Source organism: Hydrogenophaga sp. (assembly GCF_011772445.1).
GTDB lineage: Bacteria > Pseudomonadota > Gammaproteobacteria > Burkholderiales > Burkholderiaceae_C > Hydrogenophaga.
Window position 1 is genome coordinate 18,009 of sequence record NZ_WVZN01000040.1, and the last position, 23,452, is coordinate 41,460.

Annotated in this window: 24 protein-coding genes; 7 read left to right on the forward strand and 17 right to left on the reverse strand. The window is 69.3% G+C overall.

Translation table 11 applies throughout. From position 1 onward, the window contains the following. From GTO19_RS16165 to GTO19_RS16180, 4 genes are read left to right on the forward strand one after another with little or no spacing between them, the layout of a single operon-like run. Positions 1 to 558, forward strand: a complete 558-nt coding sequence (locus GTO19_RS16165; RefSeq protein WP_291022994.1) for a DUF4863 family protein — start codon at positions 1 to 3, stop codon at positions 556 to 558. After that, positions 555 to 1,244, forward strand: coding sequence for a nitroreductase (locus GTO19_RS16170; protein WP_291022997.1), 690 nt, complete (start codon positions 555 to 557; stop codon positions 1,242 to 1,244). The genes GTO19_RS16165 and GTO19_RS16170 overlap by 4 nt, the downstream gene beginning before the upstream one ends. Positions 1,245 to 1,286: 42 nt before the next feature. Continuing rightward, on the forward strand, positions 1,287 to 1,862 hold the full coding sequence (locus GTO19_RS16175; RefSeq protein ID WP_291022999.1) for a nucleotidyltransferase domain-containing protein: 576 nt from the start codon (positions 1,287 to 1,289) through the stop codon (positions 1,860 to 1,862). Beyond that, complete coding sequence (locus GTO19_RS16180; RefSeq protein WP_291023001.1) at positions 1,846 to 2,292, forward strand: hypothetical protein; 447 nt, start codon at positions 1,846 to 1,848, stop codon at positions 2,290 to 2,292. Before GTO19_RS16175 ends, GTO19_RS16180 begins: the two co-directional genes overlap by 17 nt. Here GTO19_RS16180 and GTO19_RS16185 read toward each other — a convergent pair. From GTO19_RS16185 to GTO19_RS16200, 4 genes are all read right to left on the reverse strand, one after another. Continuing rightward, positions 2,289 to 3,692, reverse strand: coding sequence for an efflux transporter outer membrane subunit (locus GTO19_RS16185; RefSeq protein ID WP_291023003.1), 1,404 nt, complete (start codon positions 3,690 to 3,692; stop codon positions 2,289 to 2,291). The two genes, GTO19_RS16180 and GTO19_RS16185, sit on opposite strands and share 4 nt — an antisense overlap. Positions 3,693 to 3,703: 11 nt before the next feature. Continuing rightward, on the reverse strand, positions 3,704 to 6,928 hold the full coding sequence (locus GTO19_RS16190; protein WP_291023005.1) for an efflux RND transporter permease subunit: 3,225 nt from the start codon (positions 6,926 to 6,928) through the stop codon (positions 3,704 to 3,706). 24 nt (positions 6,929 to 6,952) lie between these two features. Beyond that, positions 6,953 to 8,194: an efflux RND transporter periplasmic adaptor subunit gene (locus tag GTO19_RS16195; protein WP_291023008.1), complete on the reverse strand. Its 1,242-nt coding sequence runs from the start codon at positions 8,192 to 8,194 to the stop codon at positions 6,953 to 6,955. A gap of 93 nt (positions 8,195 to 8,287) precedes the next feature. Further along, positions 8,288 to 9,115, reverse strand: coding sequence for an alpha/beta hydrolase (locus GTO19_RS16200; protein WP_291023010.1), 828 nt, complete (start codon positions 9,113 to 9,115; stop codon positions 8,288 to 8,290). A 122-nt stretch (positions 9,116 to 9,237) separates the two neighbouring features. Here GTO19_RS16200 and GTO19_RS16205 point away from each other — a divergent pair, with 122 nt between their 5' ends. Next, a complete protein-coding gene (locus GTO19_RS16205; protein WP_291023012.1) occupies positions 9,238 to 10,149 on the forward strand; it encodes a LysR family transcriptional regulator in 912 nt (303 codons plus the stop codon). A 59-nt stretch (positions 10,150 to 10,208) separates the two neighbouring features. Continuing rightward, a complete protein-coding gene (locus tag GTO19_RS16210) occupies positions 10,209 to 10,661 on the forward strand; it encodes a YiiD C-terminal domain-containing protein (RefSeq protein ID WP_291023015.1) in 453 nt (150 codons plus the stop codon). A gap of 27 nt (positions 10,662 to 10,688) precedes the next feature. Here the strand turns inward: GTO19_RS16210 and GTO19_RS16215 are convergent, their stop codons facing one another. From GTO19_RS16215 to GTO19_RS16270, 12 genes are all read right to left on the reverse strand, one after another. Beyond that, the gene (locus tag GTO19_RS16215) at positions 10,689 to 11,567 is read right to left on the reverse strand and encodes a sugar phosphate isomerase/epimerase (protein WP_291023017.1); all 879 of its coding nucleotides are present in this window, start codon (positions 11,565 to 11,567) and stop codon (positions 10,689 to 10,691) included. A gap of 52 nt (positions 11,568 to 11,619) precedes the next feature. Then, positions 11,620 to 12,807, reverse strand: a complete 1,188-nt coding sequence (locus GTO19_RS16220; RefSeq protein ID WP_291023019.1) for a dihydrodipicolinate synthase family protein — start codon at positions 12,805 to 12,807, stop codon at positions 11,620 to 11,622. A gap of 1 nt (position 12,808) precedes the next feature. Further along, positions 12,809 to 13,984 (reverse strand): Gfo/Idh/MocA family oxidoreductase, encoded by a 1,176-nt coding sequence (locus GTO19_RS16225; RefSeq protein WP_291023021.1) that lies wholly within the window; start codon positions 13,982 to 13,984, stop codon positions 12,809 to 12,811. A 37-nt stretch (positions 13,985 to 14,021) separates the two neighbouring features. Then, positions 14,022 to 14,993 carry a tripartite tricarboxylate transporter substrate binding protein gene (locus GTO19_RS16230; protein WP_291023024.1) on the reverse strand — a complete coding sequence of 324 codons (972 nt, stop codon included), beginning with the start codon at positions 14,991 to 14,993 and terminating at the stop codon, positions 14,022 to 14,024. A gap of 145 nt (positions 14,994 to 15,138) precedes the next feature. Further along, positions 15,139 to 16,500 carry a hypothetical protein gene (locus tag GTO19_RS16235; RefSeq protein WP_291023026.1) on the reverse strand — a complete coding sequence of 454 codons (1,362 nt, stop codon included), beginning with the start codon at positions 16,498 to 16,500 and terminating at the stop codon, positions 15,139 to 15,141. Next, on the reverse strand, positions 16,497 to 17,327 hold the full coding sequence (locus tag GTO19_RS16240; protein WP_291023028.1) for a sugar phosphate isomerase/epimerase: 831 nt from the start codon (positions 17,325 to 17,327) through the stop codon (positions 16,497 to 16,499). The genes GTO19_RS16235 and GTO19_RS16240 overlap by 4 nt, the downstream gene beginning before the upstream one ends. Then, on the reverse strand, positions 17,324 to 18,820 hold the full coding sequence (locus tag GTO19_RS16245) for a tripartite tricarboxylate transporter permease (protein WP_291023030.1): 1,497 nt from the start codon (positions 18,818 to 18,820) through the stop codon (positions 17,324 to 17,326). Before GTO19_RS16245 ends, GTO19_RS16240 begins: the two co-directional genes overlap by 4 nt. An 11-nt stretch (positions 18,821 to 18,831) precedes the next feature. Further along, on the reverse strand, positions 18,832 to 19,326 hold the full coding sequence (locus tag GTO19_RS16250; RefSeq protein ID WP_291023031.1) for a tripartite tricarboxylate transporter TctB family protein: 495 nt from the start codon (positions 19,324 to 19,326) through the stop codon (positions 18,832 to 18,834). Between the two features lie 18 nt (positions 19,327 to 19,344). Continuing rightward, positions 19,345 to 20,352 (reverse strand): tripartite tricarboxylate transporter substrate binding protein, encoded by a 1,008-nt coding sequence (locus GTO19_RS16255; RefSeq protein WP_291023035.1) that lies wholly within the window; start codon positions 20,350 to 20,352, stop codon positions 19,345 to 19,347. 81 nt (positions 20,353 to 20,433) lie between these two features. After that, the gene (locus GTO19_RS16260; protein WP_291023036.1) at positions 20,434 to 21,084 is read right to left on the reverse strand and encodes a TetR/AcrR family transcriptional regulator; all 651 of its coding nucleotides are present in this window, start codon (positions 21,082 to 21,084) and stop codon (positions 20,434 to 20,436) included. A 106-nt stretch (positions 21,085 to 21,190) separates the two neighbouring features. Continuing rightward, entirely contained in the window at positions 21,191 to 21,589 is a 399-nt protein-coding gene (locus GTO19_RS16265; RefSeq protein ID WP_291023038.1) for a DUF4148 domain-containing protein, read from the reverse strand. Between the two features lie 227 nt (positions 21,590 to 21,816). Next, positions 21,817 to 22,272: a helix-turn-helix domain-containing protein gene (locus GTO19_RS16270; RefSeq protein WP_291023040.1), complete on the reverse strand. Its 456-nt coding sequence runs from the start codon at positions 22,270 to 22,272 to the stop codon at positions 21,817 to 21,819. 270 nt (positions 22,273 to 22,542) lie between these two features. Between GTO19_RS16270 and GTO19_RS16275 the strand changes: the two genes are divergently transcribed. After that, the gene (locus GTO19_RS16275) at positions 22,543 to 22,899 is read left to right on the forward strand and encodes an ankyrin repeat domain-containing protein (protein ID WP_291023042.1); all 357 of its coding nucleotides are present in this window, start codon (positions 22,543 to 22,545) and stop codon (positions 22,897 to 22,899) included. Positions 22,900 to 22,966: 67 nt separating this feature from the next. Here the strand turns inward: GTO19_RS16275 and GTO19_RS16280 are convergent, their stop codons facing one another. Then, positions 22,967 to 23,278: a DUF4148 domain-containing protein gene (locus GTO19_RS16280; protein ID WP_291023044.1), complete on the reverse strand. Its 312-nt coding sequence runs from the start codon at positions 23,276 to 23,278 to the stop codon at positions 22,967 to 22,969. Positions 23,279 to 23,452: the final 174 nt, after the last annotated feature.

Here is a 23,452-nt window from a genome sequence, read left to right on the forward strand (position 1 = left end):
ATGAACCCCGACACCGACATCCGCGAACGCGAGGAACTCATCGAGTGCTGCCTGCCTTTTCTGGCCGAGGTGAAGGACATGACGGCGGGCACCGAGGTCGAGCGCTGGCTCAACGCGCAACGCGGCCCGGGCAGCGCGCTCTACGACACGCTCGCAAAACTGATCAAGCGGGGCGTGGCGGATGGCTGGGCGGCCAACGTCGAGATCGACGGGCCCATCTACCGCCGCAGTCGCCTGCTCGAACCCTCGGCGCGCACGCACCACTTCAGCATCACCGCCGTCTACATGGACAGCCGGGGCAACACGCAAGGTAACCCCGAAGGCAGCTACCGCGGGCAGTACCACGCGCACCCCTATGGCGAGTTCAACATGGTGATCCCCGTGACGCCGGGCGCCGCGCTGGCGGGCCCCAACGGCTGGTGCGAAGCGGGCTGGACCGCGCCGCCGCCCGGCAGCCACCACTACCCCGAGGCCAAGGACGGCGCGGTGATCGCGCTGTTCTTCCTGCCGGCCGGGCGCATCGCGTACCACCCGGCGCCGGAAGGGGATATGCGATGAGCTTTTCCATCGCCGACACCGCCGCCTGTCTCGACGGCCTGCTGCGCTCGCGCGGCTCGGTGCGCGCCTTCCGCGACGAGCCCGTGCCGCGCGAGACGGTGCTGGAGATCCTGCGCGTGGCCGGTCGTGCGCCGAGCAACTCGAACACGCAGCCCTGGCAGGTCTACGCGCTCGCGGGCGAGGCGATCCAGCGCCTGGAGGCCGCGATCACCGCGGTGTTCGACAGCGGCCAACTGCCGCCCCCGCACCACTTCCCGGTGCCTTTGCCAGACGAATACGGCGCGCGCCAGGCGGACTTCGCCGCGCGCTACTACCAGGCCCTGGGCATCGATCGCACCGACGCCGCGGCGCGCGCCCGCCAGACGCGGCGCAACTTCGGCTTCTTCGGCGCGCCGGTGGGCCTCATCTTCGCCATCGACGCTTGCCTGAAGCCGCACAGCTGGCTGGACCTGGGCCTGTACCTGCAGAGCGTGATGCTGGCCGCCCGCTCGCGCGGATTGGACACCTGCCCGCAGGTGAGCTTCGCGCCGTACCACGCGGTCATCGCGCCCGTGCTGGGTATGCCCGACGGGCAGGTGACGGTGTGCGGCCTGTCGCTGGGCTACCGCGACGAGCGCGCGGCGGTGAATGGGTTCGAGACACCGCGCCGGGACGTGAACGGGTTCGTGCGCACGATGGGTTTTTGAGGAAAGCCCCATTTCGTGGCTTTAAAGCCCCATAATGGGGCCATGTCCGCCGCCGACTTCCTCTTCACCCCCGCCATGCAGCGGGTGCTGGCCGCCACGCTCTCGCACCCCGAGCAGGCCTACACCATGCAGGAACTGCTGACGATGGCGGCATCCGGCCGGGGCAATACGCAGCGACAGATCGAGAAGTTGCTGGCCAGTGGGGTGCTGAAGGAAGAGCCTCGGCGCGGCCGTGTGAGAAGCATCAGAGCCAACACCGGGTTCTTTCTCTATCCTGAGTTGAGCAGCATCGCGCGCAAGTCGTTCGCACTCACGGAGCCGCTGGAGCGGGCGCTTCGCCCTTTCGCATCGGGCATCCATGAGGCCTTCGTCTTCGGCTCGGTGGCGAAGGGAACTGATACCGAACACAGCGATGTCGATCTGATCGTCGTCGGTACCGCGCCGCTGCTGGATGTGAGCGAGGCCATGCACCGGGTGGAAGGGGAACTCGGGCGCACGGTGCACCTTGGCCTCTATGAACCAAGCGAATGGCAGGCGCTGCTGGCCAACGATCCCGTCGTTGCTCAAATCGCGCAGGGGCCGCGACTGAACCTGGACGTGCATGGCGAGACCGACTGAATACGAGAACCTGATCAAGACCAGGGCCTTCGAGGCCGTGCAACCCACACCCGGCGCGGTGGCCGGTTACCTGAAGAACGCAAGCGACTACCTGGATGTCGCGAAAAGCCTGAATCCGGACAAGACGCTTCAAGTCTTCACCATGGCCTACGAGGGCTACTACGCCATCGTTCAGGCCATGCTCGAATTCCACGAGGTGCGCACGAAGGACTCGGGGCGTAACCTCGCCATCCTTCGGGTCTCTCAGGATCTGAAGCTTGGCCCGGGCGAGGTGGCGTTGGTGAGCAAGGCACACGAGCGGCGCAACAGCACCTCGTACACCTCGCCCTTTCCTCCCGTCTCGAGGGCCGAAGCAGCGACGATCGTCGCGATCCTCGACAAGTACTTGCCGCAGGCCTGTGCCTTCACAGGGCAAGCGCTACCGGGTTAGGCGTCGGCCCATCCCCCGCCCAGCGCCCGGATCAGCCGCACCGTTGCCTGCTGCTGCGCCGCTTCCACCCGCTGCGCCTGCCGGCGGTTGAGCAGCTCGTTGCGGCGCGCGTCCAGCAACTCGAGCTGGCTCACCAGCCCGTTGCGGTAGCGCGTTTCCGAGATGGCGCTGGCGCGTTGCGCGGCACTCACCGCGCGGCCTTGCGCCAGCGATTGCTCGTGCAGCAGGCGCAGGGAAGACAACTGGTCTTCCACCTCGCGCAGGGCGTTGAGCACCTGGCCGCGGTACTGCGCCGACACCGCGTCGAACTCGGCCCGTGCGTTCTGCACGCCGGCCTCGCGCCGGCCGCCGTCGAACAGCGGGAGCGAAAGCAGCGCGCCCACGCCCCAGGAGCGCGCGGACCACTGGAACAGCTCACCCAACTCCGGCGAGGCAAAGCCCGCCGCGCCGGTGAGCGACACGCGCGGGAACCAGGCGGCCTGGGCCACGCCCACGCGCGCCTGCGCGGCCAGCAGCGAGGCCTGCGCGGCGGCCACGTCGGGCCGGCGCGCGAGCACGGTGGCCGGCACGCCGGGCGGGATCACGGGCAGGGCGCGCGCCGTGGCGGTGGGGGCCAGCGAGAAGCCCGAGGCGGGCTCGCCCAGCAACACGGCCAGCGCGTGTTCCAGCTCGGCGCGCACGCGGTCCAGTGCGATCACCTCGGCCTCGGTCGCGGCCTGTTCGGTCTGGATGCGGATGACGTCGAGCTCGGCCACGTCACCGGCCTCGAACCGGCGCTGCGTGAGGCGCAGGGTGTCGGCGTAGGCGGTGGCGGTGTCCTGCACCAGCGCGCGCTCGGTGTCGGTGGCGCGCAGGGCCAGGTAGGTCTGCGCCACCTCGGCCTGCACCAGCAGGCGCGTGCTCTGCAGCAGGGCCTCGCGCGATTGCGCGTCGAGCGAGGCGGCGTCCTGCGCGCGCGAGAGGCGGCCGAACAGGTCCACTTCATAGGAAAGGTTCAGGCCGGCCTGCAGCAGCGTGGCGGGCGTGGGGCCGTTCGCGGTGTCGGCGCCCGCGCCGCGGTTGGCCGAAGCGCCCGCGCCGATCTGCGGCGCGCGGTCGGCCTGCGCGCCGCGCAGCAGGGCGCGCGCCTGCGCCAGCCGTGCGGCGGACTGCTGGATGTCGGTGTTGCCGGCGCCCGCGCGCTCGATGAGTTCGTCGAGCACCGGGTCGTTGAAGGCCTTCCACCAGGTGCCGCGGCTCTGCGCTTCGGCGGGTTGGGCGATGGTCCAGCGCTCGTTCTGGCGCAGCTCCTTGAACTGCGGCGGCGTGTCCACGGCCTTGGGCAGGGGCGGCAGCGCGGTGGCGCAGCCGGCCAGCACCAGCGCGGCGGCCAGCGGCAGGAGGCGGTTGAGTGTTTTCATGGTCGATTCCTTCAATGCGTCAGCGGGGCGGCGGGCAGGGGGCGCACGTCGGCGCCGCCGCTGGCGAAGCCCTCGAAGTGGGGCGTCTCGCCGTGCTGACGCAGGGGGCGGTTGCCCGTCAGTTGTCGCAGCAGCACGTAGAACACCGGCGTGAGGAAGAGGCCGAAGGCGGTCACGCCGATCATTCCGGCGAACACCGCCACGCCCATGGCCGAGCGCATCTCGGCGCCCGCGCCGGTGGCCAGCACCAGGGGCAGCACGCCCATCACGAAGGCCAGCGAGGTCATCAGGATGGGGCGCAGGCGCAGGCGGCTGGCTTCGATGGCGGCCTGGATCGGCGTGCGGCCCGCGAACTCCAGTTCGCGCGCGAACTCCACGATCAGGATCGCGTTCTTCGCCGACAAGCCCACCAGCACGATCAGCCCGATCTGCGTGAACACGTTGTTGTCGCCGCCGTCGAGCCACACCCCTGTCATGGCCGCGAGCAGGCCCATGGGCACGATGAGGATGATGGACAGCGGCAGCGTGAGGCTCTCGTACTGCGCGGCCAGCACCAGGAACACCAGCAGGATGGCCAGCGGGAACACCCAGAGCGCGGAATTGCCCGCGAGGATTTCCTGGTAGGTGAGTTCGGTCCACTCGTAGCCGATGCCCGCGGGCAGCGTCTCCGCGGCGATGCGTTCGATCGCGTCCTGCGCCTGGCCCGAGGAGAAGCCCGGCGCCGGGCCGCCGTTGATGTCGGCCGTGAGGTAGCCGTTGTAGCGCATGGCGCGCTCGGGGCCGAAGGTGGAATCGACCTTCATCAGCGCCGACAGCGGGATCATCTCGCCACTGGCGGAGCGCACCTTGAGCAGGCCGATGTCCTCGGCGCGGGCGCGGTAGGGCGCGTCGGCCTGGGCGCGCACGCTGTAGGTGCGGCCGAAGCGGTTGAAGTCGTTCACGTACAGGCTGCCGAGGTAGATCTGCATGGTGTCGAAGATCTCCGTCACGGGCACGCCGAGCTGGCGCGCCTTGGTGCGGTCGATGTCGGCGTAGAGCTGCGGCACGTTGACCTGCCAGCTCGTGAACATGCCGGCCAGCTCGGGCGTCTGGTAGGCCTTGGCCATGAAGGCCTTGACCGCCGCGTCCATCGCCTCGTAACCCAGCGAGGCCTTGTCCTCCAGTTGCAGCTTGAAGCCGCCCGTGGTGCCCAGACCGGCCACCGGCGGCGGCGGGAACATCACCACGAAGGCGTCCTGGATCTCGCCGTAGGCCTGGTTCAACTGGCCCGCCACGGCGGCGCCACTCTGGTCGGCGTTGCGGCGCTCGGCGAAGGGCTTGAGCGTGGCGAAGACGATGCCGGCGTTGGAGCTGTTGGTGAAGCCGTTGATGGACAGGCCCGGGAAGGCGATGGCATCTTCCACGTTGGGGTTCTGCTTGGTGATCTCGCCCATGCGCTGGATCACCTCGTCGGTGCGGTCCAGCGTGGCGCCGTCGGGCAACTGCGCGAAGCCGATCAGGTACTGCTTGTCCTGTGCGGGCACGAAGCCGCTGGGCACGGCCTTGAACAGGCCGACCGTGAGCGCCGCGAGCGCGAGGTACATCGCCATCATCAGCGCCTTGCGGCCGACCACGCGGCGCACGCCGCCGCTGTAGGCCTCGGAGCCCCGGTGGAACACGCGGTTGAAGGCGCGGAAGAAGCCGCCGAACACGCGGTCCATGCCGCGCGTGAGCGCGTCTTTCGGCTCGTGGTGTCCCTTGAGCAGCAGGGCCGCCAGCGCGGGCGAGAGCGTGAGCGAGTTGATCGCCGAGATCACCGTGCTGATGGCGATGGTCACCGCGAACTGCTTGTAGAACTGGCCCGTGAGGCCGCTGATGAAGGCCAGCGGAACGAACACGGCCACCAGCACCAGGGCAATGGCGATGATGGGGCCCGAGACCTCGCGCATGGCGCGGTAGGTGGCTTCTCGCGGCGAGAGACCCGCCTCGATGTTGCGCTCCACGTTCTCCACCACGACGATGGCGTCGTCCACCACGATGCCGATGGCCAGCACCAGGCCGAACAGCGACAGCGCGTTGATGGAGAAGCCCAGCAGGTGCAGCACCGCGAAGGTGCCCACCACCGACACCGGCACCGCCAGCAGCGGAATGATGGAGGCGCGCCAGGTCTGCAGGAACAGGATCACCACCAGCACCACGAGCGCGATGGCTTCCAGCAGCGTGGTGATCACCGAGTCGATGGAGGCGCGCACGAACTGCGTGGGGTCGTAGGCGATGCGGTACTCCACGCCTTCGGGCATGTGCTGCTGCAGCTCGGCCATGGTGGCGCGCACCTGGGCCGAGATCTCCAGTGCATTGGAGCCCGGGGCCTGGAACACGCCCATGCCCACGGCGGGCTGGTTGTTCAGCAGCGAGCGCAGCGAGTAGTCGGCCGCACCCATCTCCAGGCGGGCCACATCGCGCAGGCGCGTCACGGCGCCGTCGGCGCTGCTCTTGATGATGATGTCGCCGAACTCTTCCTCTGTCTGCAGGCGGCCCTGCGCGTTGACGGAGAGCTGCAGGTCGACGCCGGGCAGCCCGGGCGAGGCGCCCACCACTCCGGCGGCCGCCTGCACGTTCTGGCCGCGGATGGCGGCCACCACATCACCGGCGGAGAGGCCGCGCTGCGCGACCTTCTGCGGGTCCAGCCAGACGCGCATGGCGTAGTCGCCGCCGCCGAAGATCTGCACCTGGCCCACGCCTTCGATGCGCGCCAGGCGGTCCTTCACGTTCAGCACCGCGTAGTTGCGCAGGTAGTTGATGTCGTAGCGGTCGTTGGGCGACACCAGGTGCACGACCATGGTGATGTCGGGCGAGCTCTTGACGGTCGTCACACCCAGGCGGCGCACCTCTTCGGGCAGGCGCGGCTCGGCCTGCGAGACGCGGTTCTGCACGAGTTGCTGGGCCTTGTCCGGGTCGGTGCCCAGCTTGAAGGTGACGGTGAGCGTCATCACGCCGTCGGTGGTGGCCTGGCTGCCCATGTAGAGCATGCCTTCCACGCCGTTGATGGATTCCTCCAGCGGCGTGGCCACCGTTTCGGCGATGACCTTGGGGTTGGCCCCCGGGTACTGGGCGCGCACCACCACGGAAGGCGGCACCACCTCGGGGTACTCGGAGATGGGCAGGCCGCGCAGGGCGACCAGGCCGGCGATCAGGATCAGCAGCGAGAGCACGCCCGCGAAGATCGGCCGGTCGATGAAGAATTTGGAGAGGTTCATGTTGTTCTCTTCACTCGGGGCGCATCACGGCTTGTTGGCCGCGAGCGTCTGTGCGTCGCTGGTGGCGCGCGCGGTTTTCATGTCCACGGGCTGCGGCTGCACCACCGCACCGGGGCGCACACGCTGCAGGCCGTTGACGACGATGCGCTCGCCCGGGTTCAGGCCGCTGCGCACGCTGCGCAGGCCGTCCACCGGGGCGCCCAGCGTCACCTCGCGGTACTCGGCCGTGTTGTTCTCGCCCACCACCAGCACGAACTTCTTGTCCTGGTCGGTGCCGATGGCGCGCTCGCTCACCAGGAGCTGGCGCTCATGCTTCGGCTGTGCCATGCGGATGCGCGCGAACTGGCCGGGCATCAGGCTGCCGTCCTTGTTGTCGAAGACGGCGCGCACGCGCACGGTGCCGCTGCGCGCGTCGACCTGGTTGTCGATGAGCTGCAGGCGCCCGGTAAAAGGCGTGTCATTGCTGCCGGCCGTGCCCATCTGCACGGCGATGCGCTCGATGGCCTGGCGTGCGCTGGTGCCGCCCTGGCTCAGCCCCTCGAGCGCGCGCGCCACGGTTTGTTCGTCGGCGTCGAAGCTGGCGTAGATGGGACTCACCGACACCAGCGTGGTGAGCACCGGCGCGCCCGGGCCGGCGGCGACCAGGTTGCCCACCGTCACGTCCACCTTGCCGATGCGGCCCGCCACCGGCGCGCGCACCTGCGTGTAGCCCAGGCTCAGGCGCGCGGTCTGCACCTGCGCCTGCGCGGCCAGCAGGTTGGCCTCGGCCTCGCGCAGCGCGTTCTGGCGGTCGTCCAGCTCGCGCTGGGCGATGGCCTTGTCTTCCCACAGGCGCTGCGAGCGCGCGAATTCGCCCTTGGCGTGGCTCAGGCGGGCCTGCGCGGCGCTGGCCTGGGCCTCGGCGCGCGCCACCTCGGCGGCGTAGGGCGCGGGGTCGATGGTGACGAGCAGGTCGCCCTTCTTCACCAGCGCGCCTTCGCGGAAGTGCGTGGCCAGCACGGCACCGGCCACGCGCGAGCGGATGTCCACGCGCTCCACCGCTTCCAGGCGGCCGGAGAACTCGTCCCAGGTGGTCGCGTCGCTTTCAGCGACGGTGGCGACCGATACCGGCATGGGCGGCGGCGCCGCTGCGTCGGTGGGCGCGCTGGCCTGGGCGGTCATCGCCTGCTGGGCGATCACGAACACGGCGGCGGAAATGGCGGCCAGCACGGCGGTGGGCACCAGGATGCGGCCGAGGGCGGTGGGCTTGGCGGACGGGCGGGACATGGTCTGATCCTTTTTGAGGGTGAGCAAAGCCATCCCCGGCGGGTGGCCGGGGATGACATCGGGAGAAAAGGGGAAAGGGGAGCGGCTCGTCCGTCAGGACGGTGGCGGCGGCGTCGCGGCCTGGAAGAAGGCGCGCAGGCGTTCCCGCGCCTCGTTGGCACAGGGACATTCGCCGGTCAGCGGCTCGGCCAGCGACTCGGGCCAGCCCGTGTCGGCGCCCAGCACGTGGGCCTGCACCTGGATGCCGGCGCCGCGCAGGCGCTCGGCATAGGCCAGGGCCTCGTCGCGCATGGGGTCGTCGGCGCCGGTGAGCACCAGCGCAGGCGGCAGGCCCGCCAGGCGCTGGGCCAGGCCCGGCACGGCGTAGGGGTGTTCGGCGTCCATGGGACCGCGCAGGTACTGCTTCCAGCCGTCGGCGTACTTGCACTCCACGCAGTCGCCCAGGCTCTGGCGCAGCGAGGCGGTGGCGTTGCACGGGTCCAGCATGGGCGCGACCATGATCTGGCCGGCCAGCGGCGGGTGGGCGCGGTCGCGCACCATCAGCGCCATGGCGGCCGCGAGGTTGCCGCCGGCTTCCTCACCCGCCACGAACAGCGGCGCGTCCTTGCCGGCCAGTTTCGACCGCTGCTTGTACAGCCACTCCAGCGCGGCGTAGCCGGCTTCCAGGGCTTCGGGGAAACGGTGCTCCGGTGCCAGGGGGTAAGCCAGCGAAGCCACCACCGCGCCGGAGCCGGCCAGCAGCTCGGCCAGGCAGGCGCCGCTGTCCAGGTCGCCCGAGACGAAGGCGCCGCCATGGAAGTGCAGCACCAGCGGCAGCGCACCGCCGCGCGGCTTGCGGCCCAGCACCCGCAGCGTGAGCGCGGCCTGGCCCGGCACCGACAGCGTCTGCACCGGCAGGGGGAAGGTGGCAGTTGAATCCATGTCGGCGACTATAGGCACATCGATCGTGCGGAAAAAGCGGTCTGCACACACCGCTCTGTTTCCGGCGCGTGAACAATCGCGCCGCAACAATCGCTGCACACGACAAGACAGGAGTTGAGGGAATGGACCAGTTGCAATCGATACGCGTGTTCGCCCGCGTGGTGGAGGCGGGCACCTTCACCAAGGCGGCCGAATCGCTGGATCTGCCCAAGGGCACGGTGACCAAGCTGGTGCAGCACCTCGAATCGCGCCTGAAGGTCAAGCTGCTCAACCGCACCACGCGGCGCGTGACGGTCACGCCCGACGGCGCCGCCTATTACGAGCGAACCGCGCGCCTGCTCAACGACCTGGACGACGTCGAGGCCAGCATGACCAACGCCCAGGCCAAGCCCAGCGGGCGGCTGCGCGTGGACGTGGGCACCTCGGTGGCGCAGTACATCATCATTCCCGCGCTGGCGGACTTCTACCGCCGCTACCCCGACATCCAGCTCGACCTCGGCGTCACCGACCGCCCGGTGGACCTGATCACCGACAACGTGGACTGCGTGATCCGCGGCGGCGAGTTGCAGGAGCAGTCGCTGGTGGCGCGGCGCATCGCCAACCTGCCGCTGGTGACGGTGGCCTCACCGGCCTACCTGAAGGCGCACGGCACGCCCACGCACCCCGAGCAGCTGGAGACCGAGCACACGATGATCAATTACTTCTCCACGCGCACGGGGCGCATGTACCCGAACGAATTCCACAAGGACGGGCAGAAGCTGGAGATCTCGGGCCGCTACAAGCTCTCGGTGAACGAGAGCAACGCCATGACGGCCGCGCTGCTGGCCGGCCTGGGCGTGGCGCAAACGGGCAGCTTCGTGGCCATGCCGCTGATCGAGCGCGGCGAGCTGGTGCAGGTGCTGCCCGAGTGGGGCTGCGAGACGATCCCGGTCTACGTGGTGTACCCGCCCAACCGGCACCTGAGCGCCAAGGTGCGGGCGTTTGTGGAGTGGGCGGCGGAGCTGTTCGCGAAGCAGCCGCACATGGGGCGGTGAGCACGACGGAGATCTGCCATGCTCCATGCACCTGCCTTGCACAACCGGGGAGCCACACAGTGAGCCCAGCCGAACTCGAGCGCTACCTTCATGGACACATCCCCCTGTCTGCGGCCATGCAGGTTCGGGTGGAAGCGGCCAGCACGGACCATGTTGTCCTGGGCGCGCCCTTGGCCCCGAACATCAACCACAGGGAAACGGTGTTCGGTGGCAGCGCCTCGGCGCTGGCCATCCTGTCGGCCTGGTCGCTGCTGCACCTCAAGCTGACCTCCGCCGGCCATGCGACGCGCCTGGTCATCCAGCGCAACACCATGCACTACGAACAGGCCATCAGCGGCGACTTCACGGCGCGCGCCGAGTCGCCATCCGCCGAGCAGTGGGACCTGTTCACCCGAACGCTGGTGCGAAGGGGCCGCGCCAGGATCACCATCGCCTCCACCCTGCGCTTCGAAGGCCGGGCCGTGGGGCACTTCGAGGGGGAGTTCGTCGCACTGGGCGCGCAGGGCGCCTGAGCGGGCCCTTTGCCAGCAACGCGTCGCTCACACCGCGCTGCGGTGCCGCTCGATGCAGGTCCTCAGCACCTCGTCGTGCTCCCGCTGCCACCAGTTGCCGGTCGAGAAAATCTCGACCTCGCTGAACCCCGCGAAGCCCTGGGCTTCCACCCAGCCGCGGATGCGCGGGATGTCGATCACGCCGTCGCCCATCATCCCGCGGTCGTTGAGCAGGTCGGTGGTGGGCGTGAGCCAGTCGCAGACGTGGAAGGCCAGCAGGCGCTCGCGGCCGGCGCGTTCGATTTGCGCCTGCAGTTTCGGGTCCCACCACACGTGGTACACGTCCACCGCCACGCCCAGCGCGCCGCTCTTCGACGGGTCGAGCGCGTCGCACACGTCCAGCGCCTGTTCCATGGTGTTGATGCAGGCGCGGTCGGCCGCGTACATGGGGTGCAGGGGCTCGATGGCGAGCGGCATGCCGCTCTTTTTCGCGTACTCGAGCAGTTCGGCGATGCCCTCGCTCACCTGTTGCCGCGAGCGCGCGATGTCCTTGTGCGCGGCCTTGCCCGCCAGCGCGCCGGGCAGCGCGCCCACCACCAGGACCAGGCAGGGCGCGCCGAGTTCGCAGGCCTCGTCCACGGCGCGGCGGTTGTCGTCGCGCGCGGCGGCCAGACCGGCGGCGTCCACCGCCGGGAACATGCCGCCCCGGCAATAGCCCGAGAGCTTCAGGCCCAGGGCCTTCACCTGCGCGGAGATGGTCTTCAGGCCGGCGGCGGCGACCTGGTCGCGCCAGGGCGAGATGGCGGGGATGCCGTGGCGCGCCACGGCGTCCAGGATCTGCGGCAGCGGCAGGTCCTGGCCCCGGCTCTTGCGCACCGTGGCGGTGTTGATGGACAGCCAGCGGTGGTCGGATGAGAAGTCGCGCATGGGAAGGCCGGGGTGGTGATGGAGAGGGCTTCGACAGGCTCAGCCCGAACGGTCAGTGGTCGATGCCGTGCAGGGCCAGCAGCGTCTTCATGCGGCGCACCGCCAGCTCGGGTTGCTCGAGCAGGTTGGCCGCGTCGGCCAGGCGGAACAATTCGGCCAGGTGCGGCAGCGAGCGCGTGCTCTGCTGGCCGCCCACCATGGTGAAGTGCTGTTGGTGGCCGTTGAGCCAGGCCATGAAGACCACACCCGTCTTGTAGAAGCGGGTGGGCGCCGCGAAGATGTGGCGCGACAGCGGCACCGTGGGGCCGAGGATGTCGTGGAACCGCGCGGTGTTGCCCTGCGCCAGTTCACCGAGCGCGGCGGCGGCGGCGGGCGCGATGGCGTCGAAGATCCCCAGCAGCGCATCGCTCTGGCCGTGCGTCTTCTCGCTGCCGAAGCCGTCGCCCGCGATGAGTTCGGCGTAGTTGAAGTCGTCGCCGGTGTACATGCGCACCCCCGCCGGCAGGCGCCGGCGCATGGCGATTTCCTTGTCCTTGTCGAGCAGGGAGATCTTGATGCCGTCCACCTGGCTGGCGTGCGCGGCGATGATGCCGAGCGCCGTGTCCATCGCGGCGTCCAGGTCCTTCGTGCCCCAGTAGCCCGCGAGCGCGGGGTCGAACATGTCGCCCAGCCAATGCAGCACCACGGGCTGCTTCGCCTGGCTCAGCACACGGTCGTAGACGCGCTCGTAGTCGGCCGGGCCCTTGGCCACGCGCGCCAGCGCACGGCTGGCCATCACGATCAGCTTGCCGCCAAGTTTCTCGATCGCGGCCATCTGTTCCTCGTAGCCCGCGATCACCTCGTCGACCGTCTTCACGTTCTCCAGCACCAGGTGGTCGGTGCCGCAGCCGCTGGCCACCAGCGCGCCGGGGTGGTCCTTCGCGGCGTCGAGCGAGCGGCGGATGAGCTCCAGCGAGGTCGGCCAGTCCAGGCCCATGCCGCGCTGCGCGGTGTCCATGGCCTCGGCCACGCCCAGACCGAGCGACCACAGGCGTTGCCGGTAGGCGATGGTGCTGTCCCAGTCGATGGCGCATTGCAGCCAGGGGTCGATGGCCGCGAGCGGATCGGCCACCACGTGCGCGGCGGAGTAGGCGATGCGGTTGAACTTGACGCCCGGCGCGGGCTTCACCGGTGCGCTGCCGCGCAGGGTGTAGGCCGCGAGCGCGCCCGAGGCGGTGGGCAGTTGCAGAGAGAGCGCCATGTCACACCTTCAGGGGAGGCACGTCGATCCAGCGGCGCTCGTTCCAGCTCGCCAGGGCTGCCTCCACCAGTTGCACGCCCTTGGCGCCCTCGGGCAGCGTCCACTTGTACGGGGCGTCCTCCACGACGTGGCGGATGAAGTGCTCCCATTGGATCTTGAAGCCGTTGTCGTACACCTGCGTGTCCGGCACGTCCTGCCACTGCTCGCTGAAGTTCATGGTGTTCTTCACGTCCGGGTTCCACACCGGGCGCGGCGTGTTCACGCGGCTCTGCGCCTTGCAGCCGGTCAGCGTGGCGACGGCGGAGCCGTGCGTGCCGTCGACGTGGAAGGTCACCAGGTCGTCGCGGTTCACGCGCGTGGCCCAGCTCATGTTGAGCTGCGCGATGACGGGTTCGCCGTTGTGGCCGGTGAGTTCGGCCGTGGCGTACGCGGCGTCGTCGGCCGTGCACTCGTAGGGCTGGCCGGCTTCGTCCCAGCGCCTGGGAATGTGCGTGGTGCCGATGCACGACACCGATTTCACCTCGCCGAACAGGTTGTCAAGCACGTAGCGCCAGTGGCACATCATGTCGAGGATGATCCCGCCGCCGTCTTCCTTGCGGTAGTTCCAGCTCGGGCGCTGGGCGGGCTGCAGGTCGCCCTCGAACACCCAGTAGCCGAACTCCACGCGCACGCTGAGCATGCGGCCGAAGAAGCCGGCGCGGCGCAGCATGTCGAGCTTGCGCAGGCCGGGCAGGAAGAGCTTGTCCTGCACCGCGCCGTGCTTGAGGCCCTGCTTCTGCGTGGCCTCCTGCGCCAGGCGCGCGATCTCCACCGCTTCGTTGAGGTTGGTGGCGATGGGCTTCTCGCAGTACACGTGCTTGCCCGCGCGGATGGCCTTGGCCAGCAGGGTGGGGCGCATCTGCGTGGTGCCGGCGTCGAAGAACACCGTGTCGGCCGGGTTGGCCAGCGCGGCGTCGAGGTCGGTGCCCCAGCGTGAGATGCCGTGGGCCTTGGCCAGGGCCTCGATCTTCTCGGCGTTGCGGCCGATGAGGATGGGGTCGGGCATGACCCGGTCGCCGTTGCTCAGGGTCACGCCGCCTTGCGAGCGGATGGCGCAGATGGAGCGGATGAGGTGCTGGTTCATGCCCATGCGCCCGGTCACGCCGTGCATGATGAGGCCGAGTGTCTTGACTGCCATGTGAGCGTCCTTGTGCTGTCTGTCGTGCGGGGAAAAGTCAGTTCGTGGCCAGCAGGCCGGCGGCCTTCACCACGGCGGCGTTGCTCTTGATCTCGTCCTTGATGTAGGCGTCGAAGGCCTCGGGCTTGAGCGTCCAGGCGTCGGCGCCGAGCTTGAGGAAGCGCTCCTTCACCTCGGGCGTGGCCAGGGCCTTCACCACCTCGTCGTGCAGGCGGTTCACCACGTCGCGCGGCGTTTTCGCGGGCGCCATCATTCCGATCCAGAAGTTGAATTCGGAGCCGGGCACGCCGGCCTCGGCGGTGGTGGGCACGTCGGGCAAGGCGCTGGCGCGGCGCGGCGAGCCCACGGCCAGGGCGAGCAACTGGCCGTCCCGGATCTGCCCGATCACGGGCGCGATGGGCGAGAAGTAATAGTCCACGCGGCCCGCGAGCACTTCGGTCACGGCGTCGGCCGAGCCCTTGAAGGGGATGTTCACCGCGTCGATCTGCGCGGCCAGCTTGAATTTTTCGGCGTTGAGGTGGGTGGCGCTGCCCTGGCCGGCCGAGGCGAAGTTCATCTTGCCGGGGTTGGCCTTGGCGTGGGCCACGAGCTGCGGCAGGGTCTTGAGGTTCTTGCTCGGCGCGATGACCAGCACGTTGGGCGTGGAGGAGATCGGCGTGACACCGGCGAAATCGTTCACCGTGTCGAAGGGCAGCTTCGCGAAGGTGGAGGGGCTCACCGTGTGCGAAGACGAATGGATCATGATGGTGTAGCCATCGGGCGCGGCCGACGCCACGGCGGCCTGGCCGATGGTGCCGCTGGCGCCGCCGCGGTTGTCCACGATCACCGGCTGGCCCAGGCTCTGGCTCATCTTGTCGGTGATGGCGCGGGCGATGATGTCCGTGGTGCTGCCAGCGCCGAAGGGCACGATGACGCGGATGGCCTTGTTCGGGTAGGCGCCCTGCGCGGCGGCGCTCAGGCTCAGGGCCAGGGTGGACACGGCCAGGGCCGCGGCGCGAATCAATTGCATGTCTTGTCTCCGGGATGGGGTTTTAATTCACTGATCGGTGAATAGATGGGATTATGAAGCTCGGGATGTCGAAGGACAACGGGTGCGACTGCCTCGAATACTAGGGAATACCCTTGGCTGTGTGAGGCGACAATTCAACAGATGGTTAATTTCTGGCGATGCTTTGCAGGCTTCGCCACTGCGGCAGTGCGGCGCTCGCGAAGCCCGGCACGCGCAGGGAGCGCAGGTCCAGCCGGCCCTCGCGCACAGCCAGGTGGGGCCGCCCGGCGTGCACCTCGTAGAAGCCCGCGTGGGCGGTGGCGAAGGCCTGGGCCTCTTCGGCAGGCGCATGGCCGAAGCCGTCCACGTAGTGGTGGCCGTTGCGCTCGATGTGGCGAACGCCCAGGCTGGCCGCCAGCAGCGTGTCCTGCTGCACCGCCAGGCCGGCCTGACAGGTGAGGTCTTCACCCGAGAGCAGCAGGCGCGGGTCCTGCGCGATGCGCCGCGCGTTGCGCAGCGAGCGGTAGATGCCCTTGCAGGCCTTGCTGGAGATGCCCCGGTAGCCCAGTGCCAGGCCTTCGTCCAGCGCGTTGGCGTGGTCGTCGGACTCGTCCAGGATCACCGGCACCTCGATGCCCAGCGGCGCGATGGATTCGCTCAGCGCCACGGCGCGCGCCAGGGGCTGCTCCAGCAGCACGGTGCGGTGCAGCAGATCGGCCAGTTCGCGCGTGCCGCGAAGCGCCCGCCAATAGGCGCCGAGGCTCGCGGCGTCGGCAAAGGTTTCATTGCCGTCGAGCGTGACGCGGTGCGCCGGTGCGTGCGCGCGCAGCACGGCGGCGATGCGCATGAGGCGCTCGACGTCGGCCTCGATGCGTCCGCTGAGCTTGAGCTTGAAGTGGTGCAAGCCGTAGCGGCGAATGGCGGCTTCCAGCGTGGCGGGCAGGCCGTCGCCCGGGTCGGTGCCGGGGTCGTCTTCGCTGAGGCGGTCGGCCAGGCCCACGGTGTGGCGCAGCACCACCTCGTCGGGGTGCGACAGCGCGAGTCCCGCGCTCCACGGGTCGCCCAGCACACCGGCGCGCAGGCCGTCCACCCAGCCCAGGCCCGCCGCGCGCAGGGCCGCGTCGGCCACGGCCTTGTCCAGCAGCGCCGCGCCGAACTGGGCGGCCAGGCGCGGCAGTCCGCGCGACACCGAGACCGCAATGGCGGCCTCGCCACCCGATTGGGAATGCGCGAAGGGCGTGAGCGCGTCGCGTCCGGCCAGCAGGGCCTCGCGCGCGTTGCGCAGCGACTCGCGCAACTGCTCGAAGTTCTGCTCGTGCGTGAGCGCGGGGGATTTGTCGAACCACTTGGGCACCATCAGCTCCGCGCCGGCGCCTTCCACGCGCCGGCCCTCGGCCTCGGCGTGAACGCGCACGAAGGCCTGGGGGCACTGCGTGACCGTGGCCGCGCCGAAGCGGAAGGGCAGACGCAGCGTGACGTGGCGCTCGTACAGCTCGATCTCGTGGAGGCGCAGGTTCACGCTGGTCATGTCAAGGTATTCCAGAGTTCGTGCACGTGCCTCGCGCTGGCCTCGGCGCAGCCCGGGCCGTCGGGCACGTAGTCGAAGGGTTCCACCGCCACCCAGCCGGTGTAGCCCGTGTCCTTCAGCACCTGCAACACGGGGCGCTGGTCGGTGTCGCCCTGGCCGGGCCCGCGGCGGTTGCGGTCGTTCAGTTGCACGTGCGCGATGTGGCCGCTGACGAGAAAGCGGCGCAACACCTCGTGCACGGGCTCCGTCTCGTTTTGCGAGGCGGCGCTCACGTCGAGCATGGTGCGCAGGGCGGGCGAGCCGATGCGATCGACCAGCGCGGCCGCCTCGGCCACGGTGTTGATCACTGGCGTTTCGATGCGGCCCAGGGGCTCGACGCAATAGACGACGCCGGCCGCTTCGGCGTGCGGCGCGAGCTCGGCCATGGCGTCTTCGAAGCGCGCGAGCGCATCGGCCAGGCGCTGCCCCGGGCGGGGCGAGCGCTGGTGCGGCGAACCGTGCACCAGCACGCGCGCGCCACAGGCGGCCGCCAGCGCGATGAGGTGGCGCAGCAGGGCCAGCGTGCGCTGGCGCAGCGCGGCGTCATCGCTCACCAGCGACAGGCCTTCGGGCCTGACCAGCAGCCAGTGCAGGCTGCTGATGGCCAGCCCGTGGTCGTGCGCCGTGTGCCGCCACTGGCGCGCATCGGCGACGCTCAGCGTCGCGGGGTCATCGGCCAGCGTGAACGGCGCGATCTCCAGCGCCGCGTAGCCCATGCGCGCGGCGGCCTCGCACTGCGCGGCCAGGGGCAGCGGGCGCAGCACTTCGTTGCACAGCGAGAGCTTCATGCCGGCGCGCGTGTGGGGCGCGGGCGGTACAGCGCCCACAGCCGCCAGGCGATGGTGGCGACGATCAGCGCGGCCACGGTGCCCGCGATGGGCCGCGTGAAGAAGGGTGTGAGGTCGCCGTCGGACAGGATCAGCGCGCGCCGCAGGTTCTTCTCCAGCAGGTCGCCCAGCACGATGCCCAGCACCAGCGGCGCCATCGGGTAGCCGTAGTGGCGCAGCGCGAAGCCGATGAGGCCGAAGGCCAGCATCACGTAGACGTCGAACAGCCGGCCCGCGATGGCGAAGCTGCCAACCGCGCAGAGCACGAAGATGATGGGCACGATGAGGTGCTGGGGCACGCGCAGCACCTGCACCAGTGCCTTGGTGAGCACCAGGCCGTAGATGAGGATGCCGAGGGTGGCGAACAGCATCATGGCCACCACGTCGTACACGAAAGAAGGGTTCTCCACCATGATCAGCGGGCCCGGCTTGACGCCGTGGATGATCATCGCGGCCATCAGCACCGCGGCGGGCGCCGAGCCCGGGATGGCCAGCGTGAGCACCGGGATCATCGCGCCCGGCACGCAGGCGTTGTCGCCGGTCTCGGCGGCCATCAGGCCTTCCACCGAGCCCTTGCCATACTGTTCCTTCTCCTTGCTGGCGCGTTTGGCCGCGGCATAGGACGACCAGGCCGCCACGTCCTCGCCCACGCCGGGCACCACGCCCACGCCGGTGCCGATGAGGCCCGAGCGCAGGATGGTGCGCCAGTACTGGAACACGTCGCGCAGCTTGGGGATGACGGTGTCGAAGGCGCTGATCTTCACTGGCGCCTGGCGCGCGCGCATGTTGGTGAGCAGTTCGGCAAAGCCGAAGGCGCCCACCAGCGCGGGCACCAACTGGATACCGCCCGCGAGATCGCGCACGCCGAAGGCGAAGCGCTCGAATCCGTACTGCGGTTCCTGCCCGATGGTGGCGACGAACAGGCCTGCGATGCCCGCGATCCAGCCCTTGAGCGGGTCGTCGCCGGTGAGCGTGCCCGCGATGATCACGCCGAACAGCGCGAGCCAGAAGAACTCGTAGGCGCCGAACTTCAGTGCCAGCCCGCCCAGCACCGGCGTGAGCGTGGCCAGGAAGAACATGCCGATGAGCGTGCCCATCACCGAACCCGTGGTGGCGATGCCCATCGCGCGGCCGGCCATGCCCTGGCGCGCGAGCTGGTAGCCGTCCAGGCAGGACGCGGCCGACGCCGGCGTGCCCGGAATGTTGAGCAGGATGGCCGAGCGCGAGCCGCCGTAGATGGAGCCCACGTAGGTGCAGATGAGGATCAGCAGCGCCTGCGAGGGCGGCAGCTTGAGCGTGAGCGTGGTCACCAGCGCGAGCGACATGGTGGCGGTGAGGCCGGGCAGCGCGCCCATCACCACCCCCACCAGCGAAGCGAGCAGCGCCAGGCCGACGGTGGCGGGCGCGGCGAAGTTCGCGATGGAGTGGCCGAAAAGGATCAGTCCGTCGAACATGCGGGAATACGTCAGGGCAAGCGGACCAGGAACACGAACTGGAACACCCAGGTGACCACGGCCGAGGTGATGGCGCCCGCCAGCAGCGCGAGCACCAGGCGGCGCGCACGGCCTTGCCCGGGCGGCGCGTACAGGGCGACGAAGGCGGCCACGAACAGCGCCGTGGCGAGCCAGAACGGCAGGCGGCCGATCAGCACCACCGCATACAGCAGCGTGAGCGCCAGCGTGGCGGCGATGCGGCCATTGAGCAGCGGTGCCGCGGCACCACCGGCGCCGGCGGCTTCGTGGCGCCGCCGCGTCCAGCCGCGCAGCATCAGCGCCAGGCCCAGCAGCACCAGCACACCACCCAGCAAGGCGGGCACGAAGCCCGGCATCGCATAGAGCTGCGCGCCCATGGACTCGAAGCGCTCCATGCGCCAGGAGCCGATCAGGATCAGCAGGCCAAAACCCAGCCAGCCCGCTCCGCCCCGAAGATCGGAGCGGGCGGTGGTTCCTCCCTCGGACATGTCAGGGCCTGGGGCGGATCAGGGCTTGGGAATGCCCACGGTGTCGGGCGACACCTTGGCCTTGCCGGCGGCCTGTTGCGTCCAGGCGTAGGACTGCACGGCGGGGAACACGGCTTTCTGCGCTTCCTCACCCGACATCGGCGCGAACATGGCACCGCGCGACTGCGCGTACTTCTTCAGCGCCTCGTTCTTCACCATCTCGGTGGCCCAGATGCGGTTGAGCGTCTGCGCCACTTCGGGCGGCGCGGCCTTGGGCACGAAGACGCCGAAGTAGTTGATCGGGTCCTTGAAGCCCGGAATGAACTGCGACAGCGGCGGGATGGTGCCGTAGCCCTCGATCTCGATCGACTTGTCGCCCACCACCGCCAGCGGGCGGATCTTCTTGGCGCGGATCATGTCGGTCTGCTCGGCCGCGAGCTGCGTGGTCACTTGCGTCTCGCCCGAGGCGGCGGCCACGGCGGCGGGCGCGCCGCCGTCGTAGGTGACGTGCTTGTAGGTGACGCCGGCCGCGCGCGACAGGGCCTCGATCGCGGAGTGGCCGCTGGAGTTCACGCCCGCGGTGGCCACCGAGACCGAGCCCGGATTCGCCTTCATGGCCTTGAGCAGGTCGTCCATGGTCTTGTACGGCGTGTCGGCGTTGACGCCGACCACGGCGATGTGCGCCACGTTCAGGTACAGGTTCCAGTCGCCGATGGAGGTGTCGAGCATGCCCAGCACCTTGTAGGTGCCCAGGTCTTTGGCGCCACCGGCCGTCCAGGTGTAGCCGTCGGCCGGCGCGGCCAGGGCGTTCTTGGTGCCCACGGAGCCCGAGGCGCCCGGCTGATTGAGGATCACGATCTTCTGGCCCAGGTGCTTCTCCAGTTCGGCCGCGGTCACGCGCGTGACCTGGTCGGTGGAGCCGCCGGGCGCCCAGGGCACGATCAGCGTGATCGGGCGATCGGGCTTCCACTGGGCGAGTGCGCCGCCTGCGGCGGCGGCGAGCAGAGCGGCGATGAGCAGTTGGCGCAGCGGCCGGGCGGTGGTCATGCGATGTCTCCTGGCTGGGGTTAATTCACCGAACGGTTAATGCTAGGAACCGCCCACCCCGCCGTCAAGGCGCCCGCTGGCTCAGCCTCTCAGGACATACCCTAGGATCACGTCGCACATGTGCGAGAGGCGTTCGTTGAGCGCCTTGGGGGCCATCAGGTCGCGACCGAAGATGGCCGAGAGCGTGTGGTTGTTCGACAGGTAGAAGTAGGCCAGGCCGGCGATGGAGATGTAGAGCTGCACCGGATCGACGCCGCCGCGGAAGCTGCCGTCGGCCTGGCCGCGCGCCAGGATGTCCTCCAGCATGCGCACCAGCGGCGAGTTCAGCTCGCGCGCGCGCTCGGACTGCGCCAGGTGCCGCGCCTTGTGCAGGTTGGCGCTGTTGAGCAGGGTGAGGAACTCGGGGTGGTCGAGGTAGTACTGCCAGGTGAATTCCACCAGGCGCCGCAGCGCCACCTCGGGCTTGAGGTGCACCAGGTTGAGCTTGTGCTCCTCGTCGCGGATGTGGTGGTAGGTCTGCTCCAGCACCGCCTGGAAGAGGCGCTCCTTGTCCTCGAAGTAGTAATAGATCAGGCGCTTGTTGAGGCCCGCGCGCTCGGCGATGCGGTCCATGCGCGCGCCGCCCAGTCCGTGCTCCGAGAACTCGTCGCGCGCGGCGTTCAGGATGGTCGCCTGCGAACGATCGGCGTCCCGCAGGCGCTCTTCGGGGGCCGATGGGGAAGACTTGCTCACGCGCTGTAATTCTCTAAAGAGTTAATAAAGGCAGTATCGCCGATCACGGGCACGGAGCGTAAAAGAAAACGGCCCCGAAGGGCCGTTGTCGTGGGGCGCGGTTCGCTCAGTTGGCGATCACGGCGGCGTTGCCGGACTGCACCAGCTGGTTGCCACCGACGGCGCGCAGGCCGGCGTTGCGGATCTGCTCGGCTTGGGCGGGGGTGGCCACGGGCAGGAGCTCGCCGCGGGCGGTCAGGCCCAGGCGCACGGCTTCGGCGGCTTCGGCGCGCACTTGCGCACGGCTCAGGCCGGTGCTGGCGACCTTGTCTTCCACCGGGACGATTTCGCCGCGGGCGATCAGGCCGGCTTCGTTGGCCTGCACCGCCTGGGCTTGCACTTCGGCGCGGCTCAGGGTGGATTGGAAGTTGAAGACGTCGTTGCCTTCGATGGGGCCTTCGGCGAAGGCGGCGCCGGCACCGAGGGCCAGAACGAGGGACAGGGCGAGGTTTTGAGCGGTTTTCATGGCAATTCCTTGAAGATGACGGGTCGTTGAGGGGGTTTGTCTGTCAATGCCGTTTTCTGTTCGACATGGGATGTACTTTAGGGTTTTCCCTGACAGAGAAAAACAGCGCGGCGGACAACGCACTGTTTCGAATCCCGCAACGATGGGCGCCGCTGGGGGCGCATTCATCTTCGAACGGCCATGGCCGCCAAGCCGGCGCGGGCCCGGGCCGGTGACCCTGTGCGGGCTCAGCCGTCCTGAGTGCCCAGCTTCTGCATCACCTCGCGCTTGCCCATGGTGCGCAGGCCGAGGATGGCCGGCAGGAAGCGCGCGCGTGGCGTCACTTGGCCCGTCTCCCATTTCCATACCGACAGCGTGGAGGTGCCGAGGTAGGCGGCCATGTCCTTCTGGGTGAGGCCCAGGCGTTCGCGCTGGGCCTTGAAGCGTTCCGCGCTGAACACCGCGCGCCGGCCGCGCTTCGGTGCTTCGGCCGGCTCGTCGGGCGCGACCGTGTGCAGGGCCTTGTCGGCGCGACGGCTGGTCTGGCGCAGGGCCACCTGCAGCTCGCGAACCTGCCGCTTGAGGGCGGCGATCTCGGTGCGGTAGCTGGCCGAGGCCTTGCGCAGTGCGCCCAGCTCGTCCTTCAACTCCTTGCGCGCGACGCGCGCGATTTCCTTCTTCAGCGAGGAAGCAAATGTGGTCATCGTCCCATCCGACGGCATTGGTGCCGCGGGACAGGATAGCGCAGGCGCCCGTTGTGACCGGGTGTGACCGCGCGGGCCAGTGCGCGCGGGCAAGTGCCGCGCTCAGGCCTTCACGACCTCGTCGTGCGGTTGCGCGAAACCGGTGCCGAAGGCCTTCGCGTCGAGCAGGCGGTGCAGTACAGGGTTTTCATGGCGGGCGAAGGGCGGAACGGGCCGGTTATTCTCTGCCCCAGCCCGGCGCCAGACCGGGCCATTCGTTGAGGAGACACCGTGTCCGCTGGAGACTGGAAAGAACTGTTCTCGGCCGCCTGCGCGGGCAACCTGCCCCTGGTGCGGTACCACGTGCGAATGGGGGTGGACCTGAACCACGTGCACCCCGAATTCCTGTCGACGCCGCTGGTGGCCTGCCTGCTGGAGGGGCAGGAAGCGGTGGCCCACTACCTGCTGGACCACGGCGCCCGGCCCGACCTGCTCTCCGAACTGGAAGGCCTCACCCCGCTCCAGGCGGCGCGGCAGGCCGGTGTGCCCAGTGTGGAGCAGCGCCTGCTGGCCCTGGGCCTGTCCGCGCCGCCGGCCTCCGCCCGCGTGCCCCGGTGGACGCGCTGGCTCGAGCGCCTCATCGCCTGAGCAGGCCCCCAAAAACGAAAACGGCCCCGAAGGGCCGTCGTCGTCGAGCGCGTGGTGCGCGCTGTCGTTACGCACCGGTGGTCACCGACACGATTTCGCCGCGGGCGATCTGGCCGGCCTGGTTGGCCTGCACGGCTTCGGCGCGCACCTGGTCACGGCTGAGGCCGCTGTTGGCGACCTTGTCTTCGACCGGCAGCACTTCACCGCGGGCGATCAGGCCGGCGCGGTTGGCTTGCACGGCGTCGGCTTGCACTTCGGCGCGGCTCAGGGTGGATTGGAAGTTGAAGACCTCGTTGCCTTCGATCGGGCCTTCAGCGAAGGCGGCGCCGGCGCCGAGGGCAAGGGTCAGGGAGAGGGCAATGCTTTTGGCGGATTTCATGACAGTTCCTTTGAGATAACGGGTAGTTAACGGGGGTTTGCTCTGTATGCCGCTTTGTGTTCGGCATGGGATGAACTGTAAAGATTGCCGGAACGGGAATAAACCAGCGCCGCAGAAATGGATAGTTGCCGCTTGAGCAACTATCCGCACCCATTCGCCCAAAGAAAAAGGCGG

Bases quoted from the DNA above. Each gene is read 5' to 3' on its own strand.
- GTO19_RS16280 (WP_291023044.1), bottom strand. From the start codon at position 23,278: ATGAAATCCGCCAAAAGCATTGCCCTCTCCCTGACCCTTGCCCTCGGC.
- GTO19_RS16190 (WP_291023005.1), bottom strand. From the start codon at position 6,928: ATGAACCTCTCCAAATTCTTCATCGACCGGCCGATCTTCGCGGGCGTG.
- GTO19_RS16225 (WP_291023021.1), bottom strand. From the start codon at position 13,984: ATGGCAGTCAAGACACTCGGCCTCATCATGCACGGCGTGACCGGGCGC.
- GTO19_RS16175 (WP_291022999.1), top strand. From the start codon at position 1,287: ATGTCCGCCGCCGACTTCCTCTTCACCCCCGCCATGCAGCGGGTGCTG.
- GTO19_RS16270 (WP_291023040.1), bottom strand. From the start codon at position 22,272: ATGACCACATTTGCTTCCTCGCTGAAGAAGGAAATCGCGCGCGTCGCG.
- GTO19_RS16195 (WP_291023008.1), bottom strand. From the start codon at position 8,194: ATGTCCCGCCCGTCCGCCAAGCCCACCGCCCTCGGCCGCATCCTGGTG.
- GTO19_RS16245 (WP_291023030.1), bottom strand. From the start codon at position 18,820: ATGTTCGACGGACTGATCCTTTTCGGCCACTCCATCGCGAACTTCGCC.
- GTO19_RS16250 (WP_291023031.1), bottom strand. From the start codon at position 19,326: ATGTCCGAGGGAGGAACCACCGCCCGCTCCGATCTTCGGGGCGGAGCG.
- GTO19_RS16170 (WP_291022997.1), top strand. From the start codon at position 555: ATGAGCTTTTCCATCGCCGACACCGCCGCCTGTCTCGACGGCCTGCTG.
- GTO19_RS16230 (WP_291023024.1), bottom strand. From the start codon at position 14,993: ATGCAATTGATTCGCGCCGCGGCCCTGGCCGTGTCCACCCTGGCCCTG.
- GTO19_RS16255 (WP_291023035.1), bottom strand. From the start codon at position 20,352: ATGACCACCGCCCGGCCGCTGCGCCAACTGCTCATCGCCGCTCTGCTC.
- GTO19_RS16205 (WP_291023012.1), top strand. From the start codon at position 9,238: ATGGACCAGTTGCAATCGATACGCGTGTTCGCCCGCGTGGTGGAGGCG.
- GTO19_RS16215 (WP_291023017.1), bottom strand. From the start codon at position 11,567: ATGCGCGACTTCTCATCCGACCACCGCTGGCTGTCCATCAACACCGCC.
- GTO19_RS16185 (WP_291023003.1), bottom strand. From the start codon at position 3,692: ATGAAAACACTCAACCGCCTCCTGCCGCTGGCCGCCGCGCTGGTGCTG.
- GTO19_RS16220 (WP_291023019.1), bottom strand. From the start codon at position 12,807: ATGGCGCTCTCTCTGCAACTGCCCACCGCCTCGGGCGCGCTCGCGGCC.
- GTO19_RS16180 (WP_291023001.1), top strand. From the start codon at position 1,846: ATGGCGAGACCGACTGAATACGAGAACCTGATCAAGACCAGGGCCTTC.
- GTO19_RS16265 (WP_291023038.1), bottom strand. From the start codon at position 21,589: ATGAAAACCGCTCAAAACCTCGCCCTGTCCCTCGTTCTGGCCCTCGGT.
- GTO19_RS16165 (WP_291022994.1), top strand. From the start codon at position 1: ATGAACCCCGACACCGACATCCGCGAACGCGAGGAACTCATCGAGTGC.
- GTO19_RS16200 (WP_291023010.1), bottom strand. From the start codon at position 9,115: ATGGATTCAACTGCCACCTTCCCCCTGCCGGTGCAGACGCTGTCGGTG.
- GTO19_RS16240 (WP_291023028.1), bottom strand. From the start codon at position 17,327: ATGAAGCTCTCGCTGTGCAACGAAGTGCTGCGCCCGCTGCCCCTGGCC.
- GTO19_RS16235 (WP_291023026.1), bottom strand. From the start codon at position 16,500: ATGACCAGCGTGAACCTGCGCCTCCACGAGATCGAGCTGTACGAGCGC.